Origin of the sequence: Zavarzinella sp. (genome assembly GCA_041399155.1) — a bacterium.
Taxonomy (GTDB): Bacteria; Planctomycetota; Planctomycetia; order Gemmatales; family Gemmataceae; genus JAWKTI01.
The window spans coordinates 296,123-309,762 of sequence record JAWKTI010000004.1 but is presented as its reverse complement, the minus strand read 5'-3'; the positions used below and the strand labels follow the sequence as shown (position 1 = coordinate 309,762).

Annotated in this window: 19 protein-coding genes; 9 read left to right on the top strand and 10 right to left on the bottom strand. The window is 50.6% G+C overall.

Going from position 1 to position 13,640, the window contains the following annotated elements:
* The first annotated feature begins 20 nt into the window (after positions 1–20).
* Together R3B84_19035 and R3B84_19030 are read left to right on the top strand one after the other, a co-directional pair.
* Complete coding sequence (locus R3B84_19035; protein MEZ6142661.1) at positions 21–545, top strand: hypothetical protein; 525 nt, start codon at positions 21–23, stop codon at positions 543–545.
* A 29-nt stretch (positions 546–574) separates the two neighbouring features.
* Positions 575–838: a hypothetical protein gene (locus R3B84_19030; protein MEZ6142660.1), complete on the top strand. Its 264-nt coding sequence runs from the start codon at positions 575–577 to the stop codon at positions 836–838.
* A gap of 91 nt (positions 839–929) precedes the next feature.
* On the opposite strand, the gene R3B84_19025 is transcribed toward R3B84_19030, so the two are convergent.
* The 4 genes from R3B84_19025 to R3B84_19010 form a co-directional block, all read right to left on the bottom strand.
* On the bottom strand, positions 930–1,577 hold the full coding sequence (locus R3B84_19025) for an ABC transporter ATP-binding protein (protein MEZ6142659.1): 648 nt from the start codon (positions 1,575–1,577) through the stop codon (positions 930–932).
* Between the two features lie 34 nt (positions 1,578–1,611).
* Entirely contained in the window at positions 1,612–2,847 is a 1,236-nt protein-coding gene (locus tag R3B84_19020; protein MEZ6142658.1) for a pitrilysin family protein, read from the bottom strand.
* A 160-nt stretch (positions 2,848–3,007) separates the two neighbouring features.
* Positions 3,008–3,202, bottom strand: a complete 195-nt coding sequence (locus tag R3B84_19015) for a hypothetical protein (GenBank protein ID MEZ6142657.1) — start codon at positions 3,200–3,202, stop codon at positions 3,008–3,010.
* Between the two features lie 245 nt (positions 3,203–3,447).
* Positions 3,448–4,353 carry an EboA domain-containing protein gene (locus R3B84_19010; GenBank protein ID MEZ6142656.1) on the bottom strand — a complete coding sequence of 302 codons (906 nt, stop codon included), beginning with the start codon at positions 4,351–4,353 and terminating at the stop codon, positions 3,448–3,450.
* Positions 4,354–4,407: 54 nt separating this feature from the next.
* Here R3B84_19010 and hemB point away from each other — a divergent pair, with 54 nt between their 5' ends.
* The 3 genes from hemB to R3B84_18995 all read left to right on the top strand — a co-directional run bounded on the left by hemB (position 4,408) and on the right by R3B84_18995 (position 6,566).
* Positions 4,408–5,427: a porphobilinogen synthase gene (hemB, locus tag R3B84_19005; GenBank protein MEZ6142655.1), complete on the top strand. Its 1,020-nt coding sequence runs from the start codon at positions 4,408–4,410 to the stop codon at positions 5,425–5,427.
* A 96-nt stretch (positions 5,428–5,523) separates the two neighbouring features.
* Positions 5,524–6,135: a flavoprotein gene (locus tag R3B84_19000; protein ID MEZ6142654.1), complete on the top strand. Its 612-nt coding sequence runs from the start codon at positions 5,524–5,526 to the stop codon at positions 6,133–6,135.
* Positions 6,136–6,188: 53 nt separating this feature from the next.
* Complete coding sequence (locus R3B84_18995; GenBank protein ID MEZ6142653.1) at positions 6,189–6,566, top strand: hypothetical protein; 378 nt, start codon at positions 6,189–6,191, stop codon at positions 6,564–6,566.
* Between the two features lie 261 nt (positions 6,567–6,827).
* Here R3B84_18995 and R3B84_18990 read toward each other — a convergent pair whose 3' ends face one another.
* The 5 genes from R3B84_18990 to R3B84_18970 form a co-directional block, all read right to left on the bottom strand.
* Positions 6,828–7,166, bottom strand: a complete 339-nt coding sequence (locus R3B84_18990; protein ID MEZ6142652.1) for a hypothetical protein — start codon at positions 7,164–7,166, stop codon at positions 6,828–6,830.
* Between the two features lie 137 nt (positions 7,167–7,303).
* Entirely contained in the window at positions 7,304–7,720 is a 417-nt protein-coding gene (locus tag R3B84_18985) for a DoxX family protein (GenBank protein ID MEZ6142651.1), read from the bottom strand.
* 11 nt (positions 7,721–7,731) lie between these two features.
* Complete coding sequence (locus R3B84_18980; GenBank protein MEZ6142650.1) at positions 7,732–8,430, bottom strand: pirin family protein; 699 nt, start codon at positions 8,428–8,430, stop codon at positions 7,732–7,734.
* 21 nt (positions 8,431–8,451) lie between these two features.
* On the bottom strand, positions 8,452–9,201 hold the full coding sequence (locus R3B84_18975; protein MEZ6142649.1) for a glucose 1-dehydrogenase: 750 nt from the start codon (positions 9,199–9,201) through the stop codon (positions 8,452–8,454).
* A 70-nt stretch (positions 9,202–9,271) separates the two neighbouring features.
* Entirely contained in the window at positions 9,272–9,739 is a 468-nt protein-coding gene (locus R3B84_18970; protein ID MEZ6142648.1) for a MarR family transcriptional regulator, read from the bottom strand.
* Positions 9,740–9,966: 227 nt separating this feature from the next.
* On the opposite strand from R3B84_18970, the gene R3B84_18965 reads away from it, so the two are divergent.
* The 4 genes from R3B84_18965 to R3B84_18950 all read left to right on the top strand — a co-directional run bounded on the left by R3B84_18965 (position 9,967) and on the right by R3B84_18950 (position 12,934).
* Positions 9,967–10,941 carry a MoxR family ATPase gene (locus R3B84_18965; GenBank protein MEZ6142647.1) on the top strand — a complete coding sequence of 325 codons (975 nt, stop codon included), beginning with the start codon at positions 9,967–9,969 and terminating at the stop codon, positions 10,939–10,941.
* 99 nt (positions 10,942–11,040) lie between these two features.
* Complete coding sequence (locus tag R3B84_18960) at positions 11,041–11,964, top strand: TIM barrel protein (GenBank protein ID MEZ6142646.1); 924 nt, start codon at positions 11,041–11,043, stop codon at positions 11,962–11,964.
* Between the two features lie 118 nt (positions 11,965–12,082).
* The gene (locus tag R3B84_18955; GenBank protein MEZ6142645.1) at positions 12,083–12,430 is read left to right on the top strand and encodes an STAS domain-containing protein; all 348 of its coding nucleotides are present in this window, start codon (positions 12,083–12,085) and stop codon (positions 12,428–12,430) included.
* An 84-nt stretch (positions 12,431–12,514) separates the two neighbouring features.
* Positions 12,515–12,934 (top strand): ATP-binding protein, encoded by a 420-nt coding sequence (locus tag R3B84_18950; GenBank protein MEZ6142644.1) that lies wholly within the window; start codon positions 12,515–12,517, stop codon positions 12,932–12,934.
* A gap of 269 nt (positions 12,935–13,203) precedes the next feature.
* Here R3B84_18950 and R3B84_18945 read toward each other — a convergent pair whose 3' ends face one another.
* Positions 13,204–13,596, bottom strand: coding sequence for a hypothetical protein (locus R3B84_18945; GenBank protein ID MEZ6142643.1), 393 nt, complete (start codon positions 13,594–13,596; stop codon positions 13,204–13,206).
* Positions 13,597–13,640: the final 44 nt, after the last annotated feature.

Here is a 13,640-nt window from a genome sequence, read left to right as displayed (position 1 = left end):
CCGACTATGGACTTTGTGCGATGACGACATTAGCGTTTGAAAAGGTGGAGCGGCTGCAAAGCCTCTATAATAATTTTGGGCCTCCCGATGAGATTAAATCACTTAAAGCATGGCTACTTGCACACCCCAGCGAGACCGTGGCTGCCATAGCCAAATTAAAACTGTACAAGTTTGACGTGCCTATCGCCGAGGTTATTGCCAACATTGGGCCCCCAGTTGCAAATGTTTGCCTTCCCCAGCTTTTGGGCCTCGTAGCAGACATAAACTGGCCAGTTTATGCTAAAGCGTGCGAAGCCTTGACTCGATTCAGTTGGCCTCTGATCCTGGAGGCGCTGGCCCAACTGGTCGAACAGAGTGAGATAGAAGATGTATCCCGTTTCTGTCTTTGGGTGCGATATACTCAACCGAGCCTGGTCGGTGAAGTGAGACAGTTCCTCGCCGCAGTGATCGCACAACCAGGCCATCATGAAATTGATCTGGAAAATGCCCACGAAGCATTGGCAGATATTGATGAATCGCTTGGCACGGGTACCGTAAATATCTAAGGGAAATAATCAAACAACGGGCTCAAGACATGTCCTTCAGTGCTCACAAGCGAGATGCTCTTGATCCGACGTTGCCGCTGAATTACCGGATGTCGCATGTCCGGTCCTGCGCGATGCTGATGGGGCATAAGTACCGCGTCCACCGCGACGTTGTCATCGATCGAGTGCGCGAGTTGTGCGGGGTCGATGTACGTATAGTCGGCACGGAGGAAGATGCAGTGAAGGCCGTCACCGCTCTGATACACATCAAGAGTGTCGGCTTGGATGTCGAGCCCGATAACCGGGCCGGATAACTAAACGCTGGAATGTTCCAGAGGCGAGATAACCAGCGGCATTTCATCTGACAACGACTATTCTTGTAGCCATGCTCGGGTATTCCTGGGTTCACAACAGATCAACTTCCTTAATCACACCGTTTTCCAGTCGAAAAAGGCAATCTGCAAGCTGATTCGCTTCCGACTGTTGGTGGGTGACGTGTAGCACCGTTACGGTGCGTTGATTCCGGATGGTGTTCAGCAACAGAATCAGACTGGCACGCAGCGATTCATCCAGCGAACTGAGTGGCTCATCCAGCAACAGCCAGTTCGGTGCGGCAGCCAGGGCACGCCCCAACGCCACTCGCTGGGCTTCCCCACCGCTCAGGTGGCTGGGAAATCGCTTTAACAGGTGGGCAATATTGAACTGTTCGGCCAGTTCTGCCACGCGGTGGGTAATTTCGTTCCGTTTTCGTCCACGCAGGCGAAGTGAAAAAGACAAATTGTCTTGCACGGTCATCGTGCGGAACAACCCCAGGTCCTGTGGGACGTAGCCGATCTGGCGTTCATTTGGTGCCAGATCAGTGACATTTCTGTCACCCAGGTGAATCGTGCCCGAAGTGGGGGACCTTAAGCCCGCGATTAACTCTAATAATGTGGTTTTGCCATTTCCCGACCCACCCATCAGTACCGCATACTGCCCCTGTGGCACCACCAGGGAGATTCTGGAAAGTGAAAATTGCCCCTGACTGATAGAGACTTCGTTTAAGGCGATCATCCCAATCGAACCTCAAAATTGCCGTAAGTCACGATCATACAGTCAGTTGCAGTGGTGCGGGGCCAAGTGTTGCCAGACTGATCGGTGCTGTTGGGTGCGACCGCACATATTCCAACACCTGTTCAATTGTCATTGCTTCCACTTCATTCCGAATCTCTTCCAGGAGACGGATTCGATCGTAAATTCTCCAATCGCTGCTCAGGCTCGACGCACGGGAAGCGGTTGATTCCTGGCTCATAATCAGTGCAGATTTGACGCCAATTTTCACCCGATCCAGTTCTTCAGCATCGATTCCCTGGCTGAGATTGTGGATTTCTGCGAGGGTGCGATCCAGGGTTTCCTGTGCCTTATCTGGTCGGGCAGCCGCCATGCCAATGATGTCACCGCGGTAGCGCTTCCCCTGATAAAACGCTTGAACAGAGTAACACAAACCGTATTTTTCCCGCACATTCATGAACAGGCGGGAGCTCATATCCATGGAAAGCACCGCAGTGGCCATACGTGCGGCAAGTGCGTCGGGGTGGTTCATTGCCACCGCAGGAAACGCAAAAGCGATCTGCGTTTGATCGAGTTCTTTCTGCACATGCCTCGAGGTGGGGGTAAAATCGGGATAGTTCCGTGGCTGACGCACATCGGTTCGCCAGGTTCCAAACAATTGCCCCACGCGATCGAGCAGTGCGTTCCATTCAAAATCGCCTGCCACGGCCAGCACCACCCCACGTGCGTGATAGTGCCTGGTAATAAAGTTCTGCACATCCACGTGGGTAATGTTCTCAATCCCAGCCACGGTGCCGTTGGAATCCCTACTAAGTGGATCGGGATAGTAGGCTTTGCTCAATTCGGACATCACTTTGCCCATCGGCTCGTCTTCCAGTCCCGCAATCTCCTGGAGTGAAATTGCCTTCGACGCATCCAGATCGTCCGCTGGCAGGTGGGGGCGTTGAATCATATCCGCGTACAGTTCCATTGCGGGAAAGAGATTTCTCCCCAGAAGTGAACAGGCAAACGAATGATATTCCTTGTTGGCACTTTCGGATCGATCGACGCCCAGTTGATCGAAAGCATCTGATAATTCGCGGTTGCCCCGCGTTCCCGCACCGCGGGTGGCAAGATCGAGACTGATCGTAGAGAGCCCCAGCTTCTCTGCAGGGTCATCAACAGCGCCGCACGGAATGGAGATTCCGAAGGCCGCCGACCGCACGTGCGTCATCCGTTCTGCAAGCAGGGTAAAACCATTATCAAAAACATGGGTAAAAATTTCTTGTTCCACGAATTGCAACCTGGATCGTAGTAGTAGCGGGCTGATTACAGGCGGATTCAGGCACTGAAGACGCCATCAGTTATGTATTCTATGAGCTGAAAAGCGCGAACAGGGCCCCCAGTTGGGACAACAAATGAAAAATTAATGAGAGATTAGCGACTGCGGCACATCACTTGACGTCTTTGAAGGCATCAAACGCCAGATACAGCAGCACCGCAGAAGCAATGATGCCGCCAATGTCTGGCAGGAGAAATGCACCGAATCCTTCGCCGCTAAAGGGAACACCGATCACCAGATCCAATGCACACAGGATGAGCACCAGTCCGGCAACGATCATGGATCCGAGGCACATCCATTTCTGCATCGTTTGGCCTCAAGTACAAGAGAGTAAGAGATTTACGTAATTACTGGCAATTGTAGCTGATCGCGTTGGTATCGCAACGGTGGGGGAATTAAGTAAATCTGAATTTCTCAAAATTAAAATCCCTACGACCGGAATACTCTCTCAGTGAGGCGAATAATTTTGTTGGGGAAAAACGAAATCAGGGAGTGGAAAAATCGGCAGTTCATTCTCATTAATCTTCAATCGATCATCAAGGATTCTGTACTTTACGACCGAAACTCAGCAGCGATGGTGGGCCAGGTGAAGCTGGTCTGGCGTATCTGGGCAATCAGGTCGGCATTTTCCTGTTCAATTCTTCTTGCCTCTTCGGTGGGGGTTGCCTGCAGGGCCAGCACGGCTGCCTGACGATCCCACGTGGTGGTGGCACGCAGTAATTTCTGATAACTTTCTAATATTTTGCCGTCGGCATGGGGCCCAATCGCGTACCACAGTAACGGATTCACCACCCGTTTCGCGGCCCAGCGTTCTTTGGCATACTGAAACAACATCTGGGCCAGGTGGGGATTACTTCGCTCCCAAATACCTTGCACATCAATTATTGATACATCAACAAACAAACACTTCAGCACCATCTGATTCCAGGCCATTTCCTCTAACTGTTCTGCCGGATAGGGGTTATGCGTGGCAATGGCAGCAAACACCGGCTTCATATTGGTGCGGACACCTTCTGCCGCACGCAGGCGGTGTGCTGGGGGAAAGGGTAGAATCGGCAACGCCTGATACAACGCCACCAGTTCTTCAACGCCCGAGGTGGCATAAAGCTGATCAAGCACTGCCACGTAATCTTCGGAACTGCTTGCAGGCCAGATACTTACAAAAAATGCCCGCGTGGCCTGATCGATGCTCCAGCGACTGGGATCCCAACCCGGTCTGACCTGCTGTGCGTCTGCAAGGGAATCCGCAGACAGGTTCAGGTCGGCCTTGCCCACCTTACGTGGTGCCAGACTGAACGCACGGAACAACGCAGTTTTATCCCCTGCCGCGATGGCATCGTGGGATGTTTGCAGCCACGAGAGACCGGTGACATTCAGACGACCGTTTAGCCATTTCAGTATCAGTGCTGCACCGTTCAAAGTTCTGCCTCGCTGGTTTTTGCATGTATCATGCCACATTAATAGATTATCAGTGAATACCAGAATCAGGGCAACTTTCTCAGGGTGGGGCACATGCAACCGTTATTTCCAACTTTTCAGCCCAGCCAGCCAGTTCACCATCGTCCCCGTCGACTGCGTCGTTACCCGTGGATTCGGGAAATGGTTGCCGAAAACACGTTGTCACCAGCCGATTTCATCTGGCCGGTGTTTGTGCATGAAGGTGAAGGGGCGATTCCCATCCCCAGTATGCCTGGGGTGGAACGGTTGTCGATCGATCTGTTGCAGCGTGCGGCAGAACAGGCTGCAAATCTGGGCATTCCGTCGATGGCTCTGTTTCCAGCCACCCCACCAGCAAAGAAAACTGCCGAAGCAGAAGAAGCGATCAATCCGGAGAATCTGGTTTGCCGCGCGGTGCGTGCGGTGAAAAAAGCAGTCCCCCACCTGGGCGTGGTGTGTGATGTGGCACTCGACCCCTATACCAACCACGGCCATGACGGACTGCTTCGCAACGACTATGTGGTGAACGATGAAACGGTTGCGGTGCTGTGCCAGCAGGCAGTCGTTCAGGCACAGGCGGGGTGCGATGTGATTGCTCCTTCCGACATGATGGATGGTCGCGTGGGGGCAATTCGCACCGCACTGGATCATCAAGGATTCATTGACACGTTGATTCTGGCTTATTCTGCAAAATATGCATCGGCGTTTTACGGCCCATTTCGGGATGCGGTGGGCTCCGCGAAAAATCTGGGTGGGGGCGACAAAAAGACCTATCAGATGAATCCCGCCAATTCTGATGAAGCGATTCGGGAAGTGGCATTGGATATCGCCGAAGGTGCCGACATAGTGATGGTGAAGCCCGGCATGCCCTATCTGGATATTGTCCGGCGGGTGAAAGATACTTTTGGCGTGCCCACGTTCGCCTACCAGGTCAGTGGGGAGTATGCCATGATGCTGGCTGCGGTAGAACGTGGCTGGCTGGACCGCACCCGCGTGGTGATGGAAAGCCTGCTGGGCTTCAAACGTGCTGGTGCGGATGGCATACTGACCTATTTCGCAGTCGAAGCGGCAAAATTTATGAAAGAAAATTCATAAAGGACCGCGAGCAGACATTTCTAACTTGCCTAAAGATCACATGATTCAGAAGTTACAGGATCGTTACAATAAAATCTTGTTTCAACTGGTGAGTAAATGGCAACAGTTCTGTTGGGTGTAACCGGGTCCGTGGCAGCAATTAAAACGCCCGAGTTGGTGCAGTTATTGCTGGAAGCCGGTCACGAAGTGCAGGTGGTCACCACCCACTCAGCGCTGTATTTTTTCGACCCTGCCAGCTTGAATACCCATCGCACCGTGCGGTTGATTACGGATGAAGATGAATGGCCCGGCCAGGACACTGGCCAGCGTTACCACCGAGGGCAGGATGTGCTGCATATTGAACTGCGACGCTGGGCAGAACTGTTTCTGGTGGCACCGCTGGATGCGAATACGCTGGCAAAGTTTTCCCACGGAATCTGCGATAATTGCCTGACTTCCGTGTGGCGGGCCTGGGATTTCCAGAAACCAGCGATTCTGGCACCAGCGATGAACACTCTGATGTGGGATAAGCCCTTAACTCACAGGCAGTTACAGCAATTGCAGGCCGATGCCACATTGGAAGCTGGGCGGGAGGAAATGTTGCAGATTATCCCACCGATTGAAAAAGAACTGGCATGTGGCGATACGGGCACTGGTGCCATGGCAGAACTGCCCACAATTGTGGCAGTTTGCCAGCAGGTGCTGGACAAGCGGATTCAAGAAGCGTAAATCATCCCACTGTGGGAAGTATTCCCAGAAATTCTTAAAAACAGGAAAATAGCATGAAAATTTTCAGCAGTCTGGTAGTTTTGGCATTCGTAGCAGCACCGTTGTTCGCACAGGACAAGAAAGAAACTAAAATCGATGTCAATAAGCTGTATGGCACGTGGGAACTGGTAAAAGGCCCCGAAGGTGCCCCCATGGGTGCCACCGCCGAAATGAAGAAAGACGGCACCATGCTGATCAAAGTGAAAATTGGCGACATGGAAATCAAAATCGATGGCAAGTTTGAAGTGAAAGGCGACAAACTGACCGTGATTCTGACCGGCCCAGGCGGCGAACAGGAAAAAGAAACCGACACCATCAAAGAATTAACCGACAGCAAAATGGTGACGGAAGACAGCAAAGGCAAAACCACCGAATTCAAAAAGGTGAAGTAAGGTTTGCGATTGCCCATCAGTTACGTTGACAATTCTCCAAGCAAACGCGATTCTGCCCACATTGATTGAACTCTCACGCCCACCTGTTTCGACAATCTCCAGGTTTCCAATCGCCCACGAATCAAGTGGAAACAGAAAGACTAAACGGGGACAGAAAACTGCCTTTTCCTGGAACCGCGGGCATCCTGCCCGCTTTTTTTGATATCCCAATTCTAAATGCATAGCCTGATGTTAGTTTCAGCTTCGATGATCGCAAGTGTATTACAGTTTCTCGAATTCACCATCAAATCCTTCTGGCCACACAACTTCATAGGTCCCGCTCTTGCAACGAATGATGATCAGCACTTTGTCGAGTGCATTGTGATGCTTCAGGTAGGCCATGATGATGGTCAAAGCCGATTTCCAAGAGCCACGGGGAAATATGAAGATGTTTGCGGTTCCGTTACCGAAATCGTGTCCATCGACCATAGCGAGATCATTCTGCGAAAAAGCTTGGATGAGTGTATCTTCAAGAGCGATTAGCCGATCCCAATCACCTAATGCGCCATCTGTCTTGAACTGCAAGATGATGGTGTTTTTTTCTTGAGCCACTTCTTGCACGCCTAACATATCCGCGATTGAGCAGAGTCGCGAAATTGGATACGAAGCGATTCCTGCTCCAATCGCTTACTTAGACCACCTTGCCAAATACACATCTAGTATATGGTGAAACACGGACGCCGTTCATTAACCTGAACTTACTTTTTCCGCCACTGAATACGATCCAGGCTCCAGGGGCCGGAACCCATCCCCAGTACAAACACCAACCCACCCAGAATGGAAGAGTTTTTCATGAATTGCAGCATTTGCAATTCCGCTTCGCTACCAGTTAACTTCCAGAACGCATGAAAATATGCGGTGGCGAGGATCAGGAAAATAATCAGCAGCACGCTGCCAAAGCGGGCGTAGTAACCAAGTATCAAACTCAGGCTGCCCAGCAGAAGGAAGACAATCGCACCGACCAACGCCAGTTTCGGCTGTGGGACGCCCGCACTGGCCATGTACCCCGCCACTTCATTGAACTTGGGGATTTTGTTCCCCAGCGCACTCATCAGGAATATCCCCGCCAGCAGGATTCGACCCAGTAATGCAAATAGACCTTGAAACAGATTCATTTCTCCTCCGTTTATGCCAGATCAAACAGCATGATTTCCGCCGCACCGTTTGCAACAATGTGCAGGTGGTTCTCTTCACTGATCGCCGCACCATCGCTGGTGGCCAATTTCGTACCATTTACATCCACCGCACCACGCAACACCTGCAGCCACGCATGTCGACCTTCTGCCAGTGGGAGTTCCACGTGGGCACCATCATCCAGTTTGCTCAGATAGATCCGCGCATCCTGATGGATCAGCAGTGAGCAATCTTCCGCAGTGCGGGAAGCCACCAGTCGCAATTGGTTTTGCATCCCTTCATCGGGGAACTTTTTCTGCTCGTAACTGGGTGTCAGGCCCTTCGCTTCTGGAAACAGCCAGATCTGGTACAGATGCACTGCTTCTTTTTCAGACGGATTGAACTCGCTGTGGGTAATCCCAGTACCGGCAGTCATCCGTTGAAATTCCCCAGGCCGCAGCACTTCGCCATTCCCCATGGAATCTTTGTGTTCCAACGCACCTTCCAGCACGTAGGTTACAATTTCCATGTCGTTGTGGGGGTGGGTGCCAAATCCCTGCCCCGGTGCCACCCAATCTTCGTTCATTACCCGCAACGACCGAAAACCCATATGGTTGAAGTCGCGGTAGGAAGCAAAAGAAAAAGTATGCCAGGTATCCAGCCAGCCATGGTTGGCATGGCCACGTTCTTTTGCAGGTCGAATCGTTATCATTGAAAATCTCCGTTTTTTTGGTTAACGAGCTAAAAATCCTCCATCAACTGGTAAAGAAATCCCGGTGGTGAACGATGCGGCATCGCTCGCCAGAAACAGCACTGCCGCTGCCACTTCTTCCGATTTACCCATTCGACCAACTGGGTGCAGTGCAGCCAGCATCTTGTTGCCTTCCGATCCTGCGGGACCTGCAAACCTTTCGATCATATCGGTCACGATGGCACCTGGGGCTACTGCATTAATCCGAATGTTTTGTTGAGCAAATTCCAGTGCGGCCGTTTTTGTAATCCCTTCCACCGCATGCTTGCTGGCGATGTAGATTCCCGCGCCTGCCATTCCGATATGCCCAGCAATGCTGCTGGTGTTGATAATGGAACCACCTGTTTTCAGCATGGCAGGAATTTCGTACTTCAGGCTGAGAAAAACCCCTTTTACATTGATGTCAAATACACGCTGGTAATCCTCGACCCGAAACTCCGTGGTGGGGGACGCATACTCAACACCGGCATTGTTGAATGCAATATCCAGCCGCCCAAAGTGGGTAACGGTGGTATCCACTAGATTTTTCACATCTTCTTCATTTGCCACATCAGTGCGGACAAAAATGGCCTCTCCACCTGCTTTGGTGATTTCCGCAACTACGTCCTGTCCTTCTTTTTCCCGACGACCAGCAACCACTACCTTCGCACCGTGGTGGGCAAATTGCAGTGCTGTTACTTTGCCAATTCCTGAAGTACCACCGGTAATTAACACCACTTTTCCTGAAAACATCACAATTTCCTCACATAAAATAGATTCACATGTCAAAAAATCACATATCAACTATCAGGCCAAAAAATTTTTAGCCTGCTGTGCGGGCTTTTTCCAGCAACCGCGACAATTCTTTCAGTTCTTCTTCGTTGAGATGACCAATCAACGCTTCGTGCATCTGTTCAATTGGCTGATCGATCATCGAGAGCACTTCTGTGGCACGTTCGGTCAACGAAATAAACACCGACCGTCGATCTTCAGCGGATCGCTCCCGCACAATATAATCCTGGGCCTCGAGACGATCGAGCAGGCCAGTCATTGCGGGCACCACCTGGATCATCCGGTTCGATATTTCCTGGCACGGCATCGGCGTGCCTTCCCCACGCAAAATCCGCAGCACGTTGTATTGCGACTGGGTCAGCCCGTATTCCCGCAAAAGGCGACCAATGGCGTTGTGAAATACATCGCTGGTTCGCAGAATGTTCAGAATTGCTTCCTGGCACGGCGAATCAAACTCGTTTTTCTTTTTCAATTCGTCCTTCAGCTTTCCAGTTGACATTACTGATGCCTCAATTGATCACATGAAAATATATTACATGTAAAATAATAATCTGTCAAGTACTAATTCCAATTTTGCTTATTTGAGGTCGAAAAGAGGCCAAACAGAATGAAACAAGTTTACTCACATTTGAATTTGAGGTGCATCGCCAGGTAGTTGGTGCAGTTGTATTCTGGCAGAAATTGCCTACCCTGTTGATTAAGGTGCTACCGTGACGTGGGCGTCGCATGTCTGAAGTTTCGAGTCTTGCTGCGAAATTAGTGACCAACATCAGCAAAGTGATTATCGGCAAGCGACCGGTGATTACGCTTGCCCTGGCTGCTTATCTGTGCGAAGGCCATGTGTTACTGGAAGATGTCCCTGGGGTGGCCAAAACGATGTTTGCCAGAGCCCTCGCCATCAGTGTGGGGACTTCCTTCAAGCGTCTGCAGTGCACCCCCGACCTGTTACCCACCGATGTGACAGGTGTTTCCATTTTCAACCAGAAATCCACCGAATTTGAGTTTCGACCGGGGCCTGTTTTTGCCCAGACTCTGCTGGCAGACGAAATCAACCGTGCGACCCCACGAACGCAGGCCGCCTTGCTGGAAGCGATGGCAGAACGTCGCGTGACCGCAGACGGCAAAACCTACAACCTCAAGCCGCCTTTTCTGGTGATTGCCACCCAGAACCCGGTGGATCAGGAAGGTACTTTTCCATTGCCAGAAGCCCAGCTCGACCGGTTTCTGGTGCGTCTGAGCCTGGGCTATCCCACGATGGAAGAAGAAGCCAAAATGCTCTCCCGCCTGCAGTTAGGTCACCCCATCGACGAAATTCAGCCGGTGGCCAAAGCAGAAGAGATTATTGCCGCACAACAGGCGATTCGGGAAATCTTCATCGACGACAAAATCCGCGACTACATTCTGGAAATTGTCCACGCCACGCGGGAACACGAAGATGTTCTGCTGGGTGCCAGCCCACGTGCGTCGATTGCCCTGTTTCGCACCGCACAGGCACTGGCAGCGATGACGGGTCGGGATTTTGCACTGCCAGATGACGTCAAACGGATGTCGATCCCCATTTTGGGGCACCGCATCATCTTAAAACCGGAAAGTCGCCTGCGGAAACGCACCGCAGCACAGGTAATTGACGAGATTGTTGCCGATACCGCAGTGCCAGCACTGGCGAAAGCTTATGAAGGAGTGAAAGACCACTTTGGGTAACCAGACAGTTATATAACTGATCTATAATTATTAATAATTCGCCATATCGCAATATTTAATTATTAAAATATTGCTAAATCATAATATGGGTATAAATTCATGAATCCTCTCTCTCGACGTGATTTTATCGTAACCGGTGCGGCACTGGGTGCTGCCAGCACTCTGGTGGGGCAGGATTTGCCCACAAAAGCGATCGTACATGGCAAAATCAAGCAATCGGTCTGCTCGTGGTGTTTCACTGGTAATGGCAGCAAGTGGTCGCTGGACCAATTATGCCAGATTACGGTGAAACTGGGCTGTCCTTCGGTGGAACTGCTGAGCCCGGATGCCTTTCCCACGTTGAAAAAGCACGGCCTGACCTGTGCGATGACTTCCAACACAATGCCAGGTGGCTTTCGCCGTGGCTTTAATAATTTGAAACACCGCGAAGAATTAACCACCCGCACCAAGAAAGTGATTGATGCGGCAGCCGAATTTGGATCTCCCAGCGTCATTGCGTTTACAGGAATGGAGTGGATCGACCCCGAAGATCCCAAAAGTGGCACCATCAGCCGGGATGAAGGTGCCAAAAACTGCGTGGCCGGTTTGAATGAAATCGCAGGTTACGCAGAAAAGAAGAAGGTAACTGTTTGTCTTGAACACCTGAATACTCGCGACGACAGCCACCCAATGAAAGGCCACCCTGGGTATCAGGGCGACGATCTGGACTATTGTGTCGATATTCTGAAGGCGGTGGGTTCCCCGCGGGTAAAATTGCTGTTCGATATCTACCACGTACAGGTAATGCATGGCGACGTGATTCGTCGACTGGCACAGAATAAGGAGTGGATTGGCCACATCCACACCGCAGGAAACCCGGGTCGTGGCGAACTGGATGAGAATCAGGAGATTTTTTATCCCGCCGTCATGCGACAATTGCTGAAAAACGGTTACACTGGGTTTGTGGGGCAGGAATTTATCCCCACCCGCGATGCCCTGAGTGGGCTGACTGCCGCACTGAAGTGGTGCGACGTGTCGGAATGAGAACTTTTTCCAGATTTTTTGGATTTCGTTCGTAACTGCTTGACAGATAACGATGTTCCCTTGAAAATTAACAAAACGTGAAAGATACCTACAGGCCCACCCCAACGGGAGCGAATCAATGAGCCGTCGATTAGAAGTGGAAGACAATGGCGATATTTCGATTGTCAACTTTGTGGACAAAAAGATTCTGGATGAGCAGAACATCCAGAAAATTGGCGACGATCTGTTCCGTCTGGTGGACGAACTGGGCCGCCGCAAGATTCTGTTGAACTTCAGCAACGTGGAATTTCTTTCCAGTGCCGCACTCGGCAAGTTAATGGCCATGAAACGCAAAGTAGACGCAGTGCGTGGCAAATTGGTTCTTTGTGAAATTGCCAGCGACATCATGGAAGTCTTTTCTTTGACAAATCTGGACAAAATTTTCACGATTACCAAATCGGAACAACAGGGCCTCGACTCCTTCTAGCAGTTGGGTGCTATAATGTCATTACGGGTGCATCACGCACGTCTATCCTTTCTGAAGGCGATTCTAACCTAGTGGTAAAATGTTATGGCAACTACTGGTCGTGAAGCCGTTCTTCCTAGTGATCTTTCCGTTGTGCGGAAAATTCAAGACGAAATCAGCACAGCGTTACAGGAAGTGGTTTTTCCGGAAGAGCACCACTTCGCCATTAAAATGGCAGTAGAAGAGGCACTGGTAAACGCAATCAAACACGGCAACCAACTGGATCCCGATAAAACGGTGACTGTTCGGTACGAATTTAACCACGAATGGTTTGAAATCGAAATCAGCGATGAAGGGAGCGGCTTTGATCCGGAAGATGTTCCTGATCCCACCGCACCGGAGAATCTGGAACGACCCTGCGGGCGGGGCCTGTTGCTGATGAGATATTACATGAACCAGGTGGTATTCAAGAACAGTGGCCGCACACTAGTCATGCGGAAACTGCGAGAAAAGAAGCCGGCCTGATTTGTCGCATTCGTTTCGCCTGTTGTTTGCGAAGTCGATGTTCTGCTTTTCTCGTTTATCCAGGTGGTTTACTACCTTCTCAATCTTCATCTACTTCATCTTCATCCTTGCGTTGCCTGCGACGGCGTTTACGTTCGTATTCGTCGAAATCGTAGCGCTGGCTTTGGGCCGATGACGTTCGTCAAATGAACGCCGCAGTTTGCCACCATACCTGCCAATATGTACCCAGTATACGATGTAAAAGACGAGAAATAAAAAAGCAACAATGTTCAAATGATTTTGGCTGGTTTTTCCATATCAATCGAGAGTTGCATTAGTAAATAAATCGCTGTTGGAAGTAAGACCAATCCTGTCACACTAATGATGGCCAGGATGATTCCCGTTATCTTATTAAACAGTAAAGTACGGGTATTCCAGTCACGTGCAATGAATTCTTGTTGCAGTGAACTGCTCATTTTCAGTACTATGAAGAAAAACCAGATAAGATGAAACATCGGGATCAATACTAGAAATACCATTCCCGGGGCCATCGTTCGATTGTCTGGATGAACAGCGGAAAGTGTTCGATACAGGGTGATTGGGAACAGCATGATTGCGATCAATATCACCAGAAAGACGATCACACCGCATATCAAAGCGCCTACAATCAGGTACTCAGGCATTTCCTATCTTCCTGTTCAATTGAGATTTAAGCAATAATGCGAAA

Excerpts from the sequence above, each read along its gene's own strand:
- R3B84_19035 (MEZ6142661.1), top strand. The coding sequence starts at position 21 with ATGACGACATTAGCGTTTGAAAAGGTGGAGCGGCTGCAAAGCCTCTAT.
- R3B84_19030 (MEZ6142660.1), top strand. The coding sequence starts at position 575 with ATGTCCTTCAGTGCTCACAAGCGAGATGCTCTTGATCCGACGTTGCCG.
- R3B84_19025 (MEZ6142659.1), bottom strand. The coding sequence starts at position 1,577 with ATGATCGCCTTAAACGAAGTCTCTATCAGTCAGGGGCAATTTTCACTT.
- R3B84_19015 (MEZ6142657.1), bottom strand. The coding sequence starts at position 3,202 with ATGCAGAAATGGATGTGCCTCGGATCCATGATCGTTGCCGGACTGGTG.
- R3B84_19010 (MEZ6142656.1), bottom strand. The coding sequence starts at position 4,353 with ATGTGGCATGATACATGCAAAAACCAGCGAGGCAGAACTTTGAACGGT.
- hemB (MEZ6142655.1), top strand. The coding sequence starts at position 4,408 with ATGCAACCGTTATTTCCAACTTTTCAGCCCAGCCAGCCAGTTCACCAT.
- R3B84_19000 (MEZ6142654.1), top strand. The coding sequence starts at position 5,524 with ATGGCAACAGTTCTGTTGGGTGTAACCGGGTCCGTGGCAGCAATTAAA.
- R3B84_18995 (MEZ6142653.1), top strand. The coding sequence starts at position 6,189 with ATGAAAATTTTCAGCAGTCTGGTAGTTTTGGCATTCGTAGCAGCACCG.
- R3B84_18985 (MEZ6142651.1), bottom strand. The coding sequence starts at position 7,720 with ATGAATCTGTTTCAAGGTCTATTTGCATTACTGGGTCGAATCCTGCTG.
- R3B84_18980 (MEZ6142650.1), bottom strand. The coding sequence starts at position 8,430 with ATGATAACGATTCGACCTGCAAAAGAACGTGGCCATGCCAACCATGGC.
- R3B84_18975 (MEZ6142649.1), bottom strand. The coding sequence starts at position 9,201 with ATGTTTTCAGGAAAAGTGGTGTTAATTACCGGTGGTACTTCAGGAATT.
- R3B84_18970 (MEZ6142648.1), bottom strand. The coding sequence starts at position 9,739 with ATGTCAACTGGAAAGCTGAAGGACGAATTGAAAAAGAAAAACGAGTTT.
- R3B84_18965 (MEZ6142647.1), top strand. The coding sequence starts at position 9,967 with ATGTCTGAAGTTTCGAGTCTTGCTGCGAAATTAGTGACCAACATCAGC.
- R3B84_18960 (MEZ6142646.1), top strand. The coding sequence starts at position 11,041 with ATGAATCCTCTCTCTCGACGTGATTTTATCGTAACCGGTGCGGCACTG.
- R3B84_18955 (MEZ6142645.1), top strand. The coding sequence starts at position 12,083 with ATGAGCCGTCGATTAGAAGTGGAAGACAATGGCGATATTTCGATTGTC.
- R3B84_18950 (MEZ6142644.1), top strand. The coding sequence starts at position 12,515 with ATGGCAACTACTGGTCGTGAAGCCGTTCTTCCTAGTGATCTTTCCGTT.
- R3B84_18945 (MEZ6142643.1), bottom strand. The coding sequence starts at position 13,596 with ATGCCTGAGTACCTGATTGTAGGCGCTTTGATATGCGGTGTGATCGTC.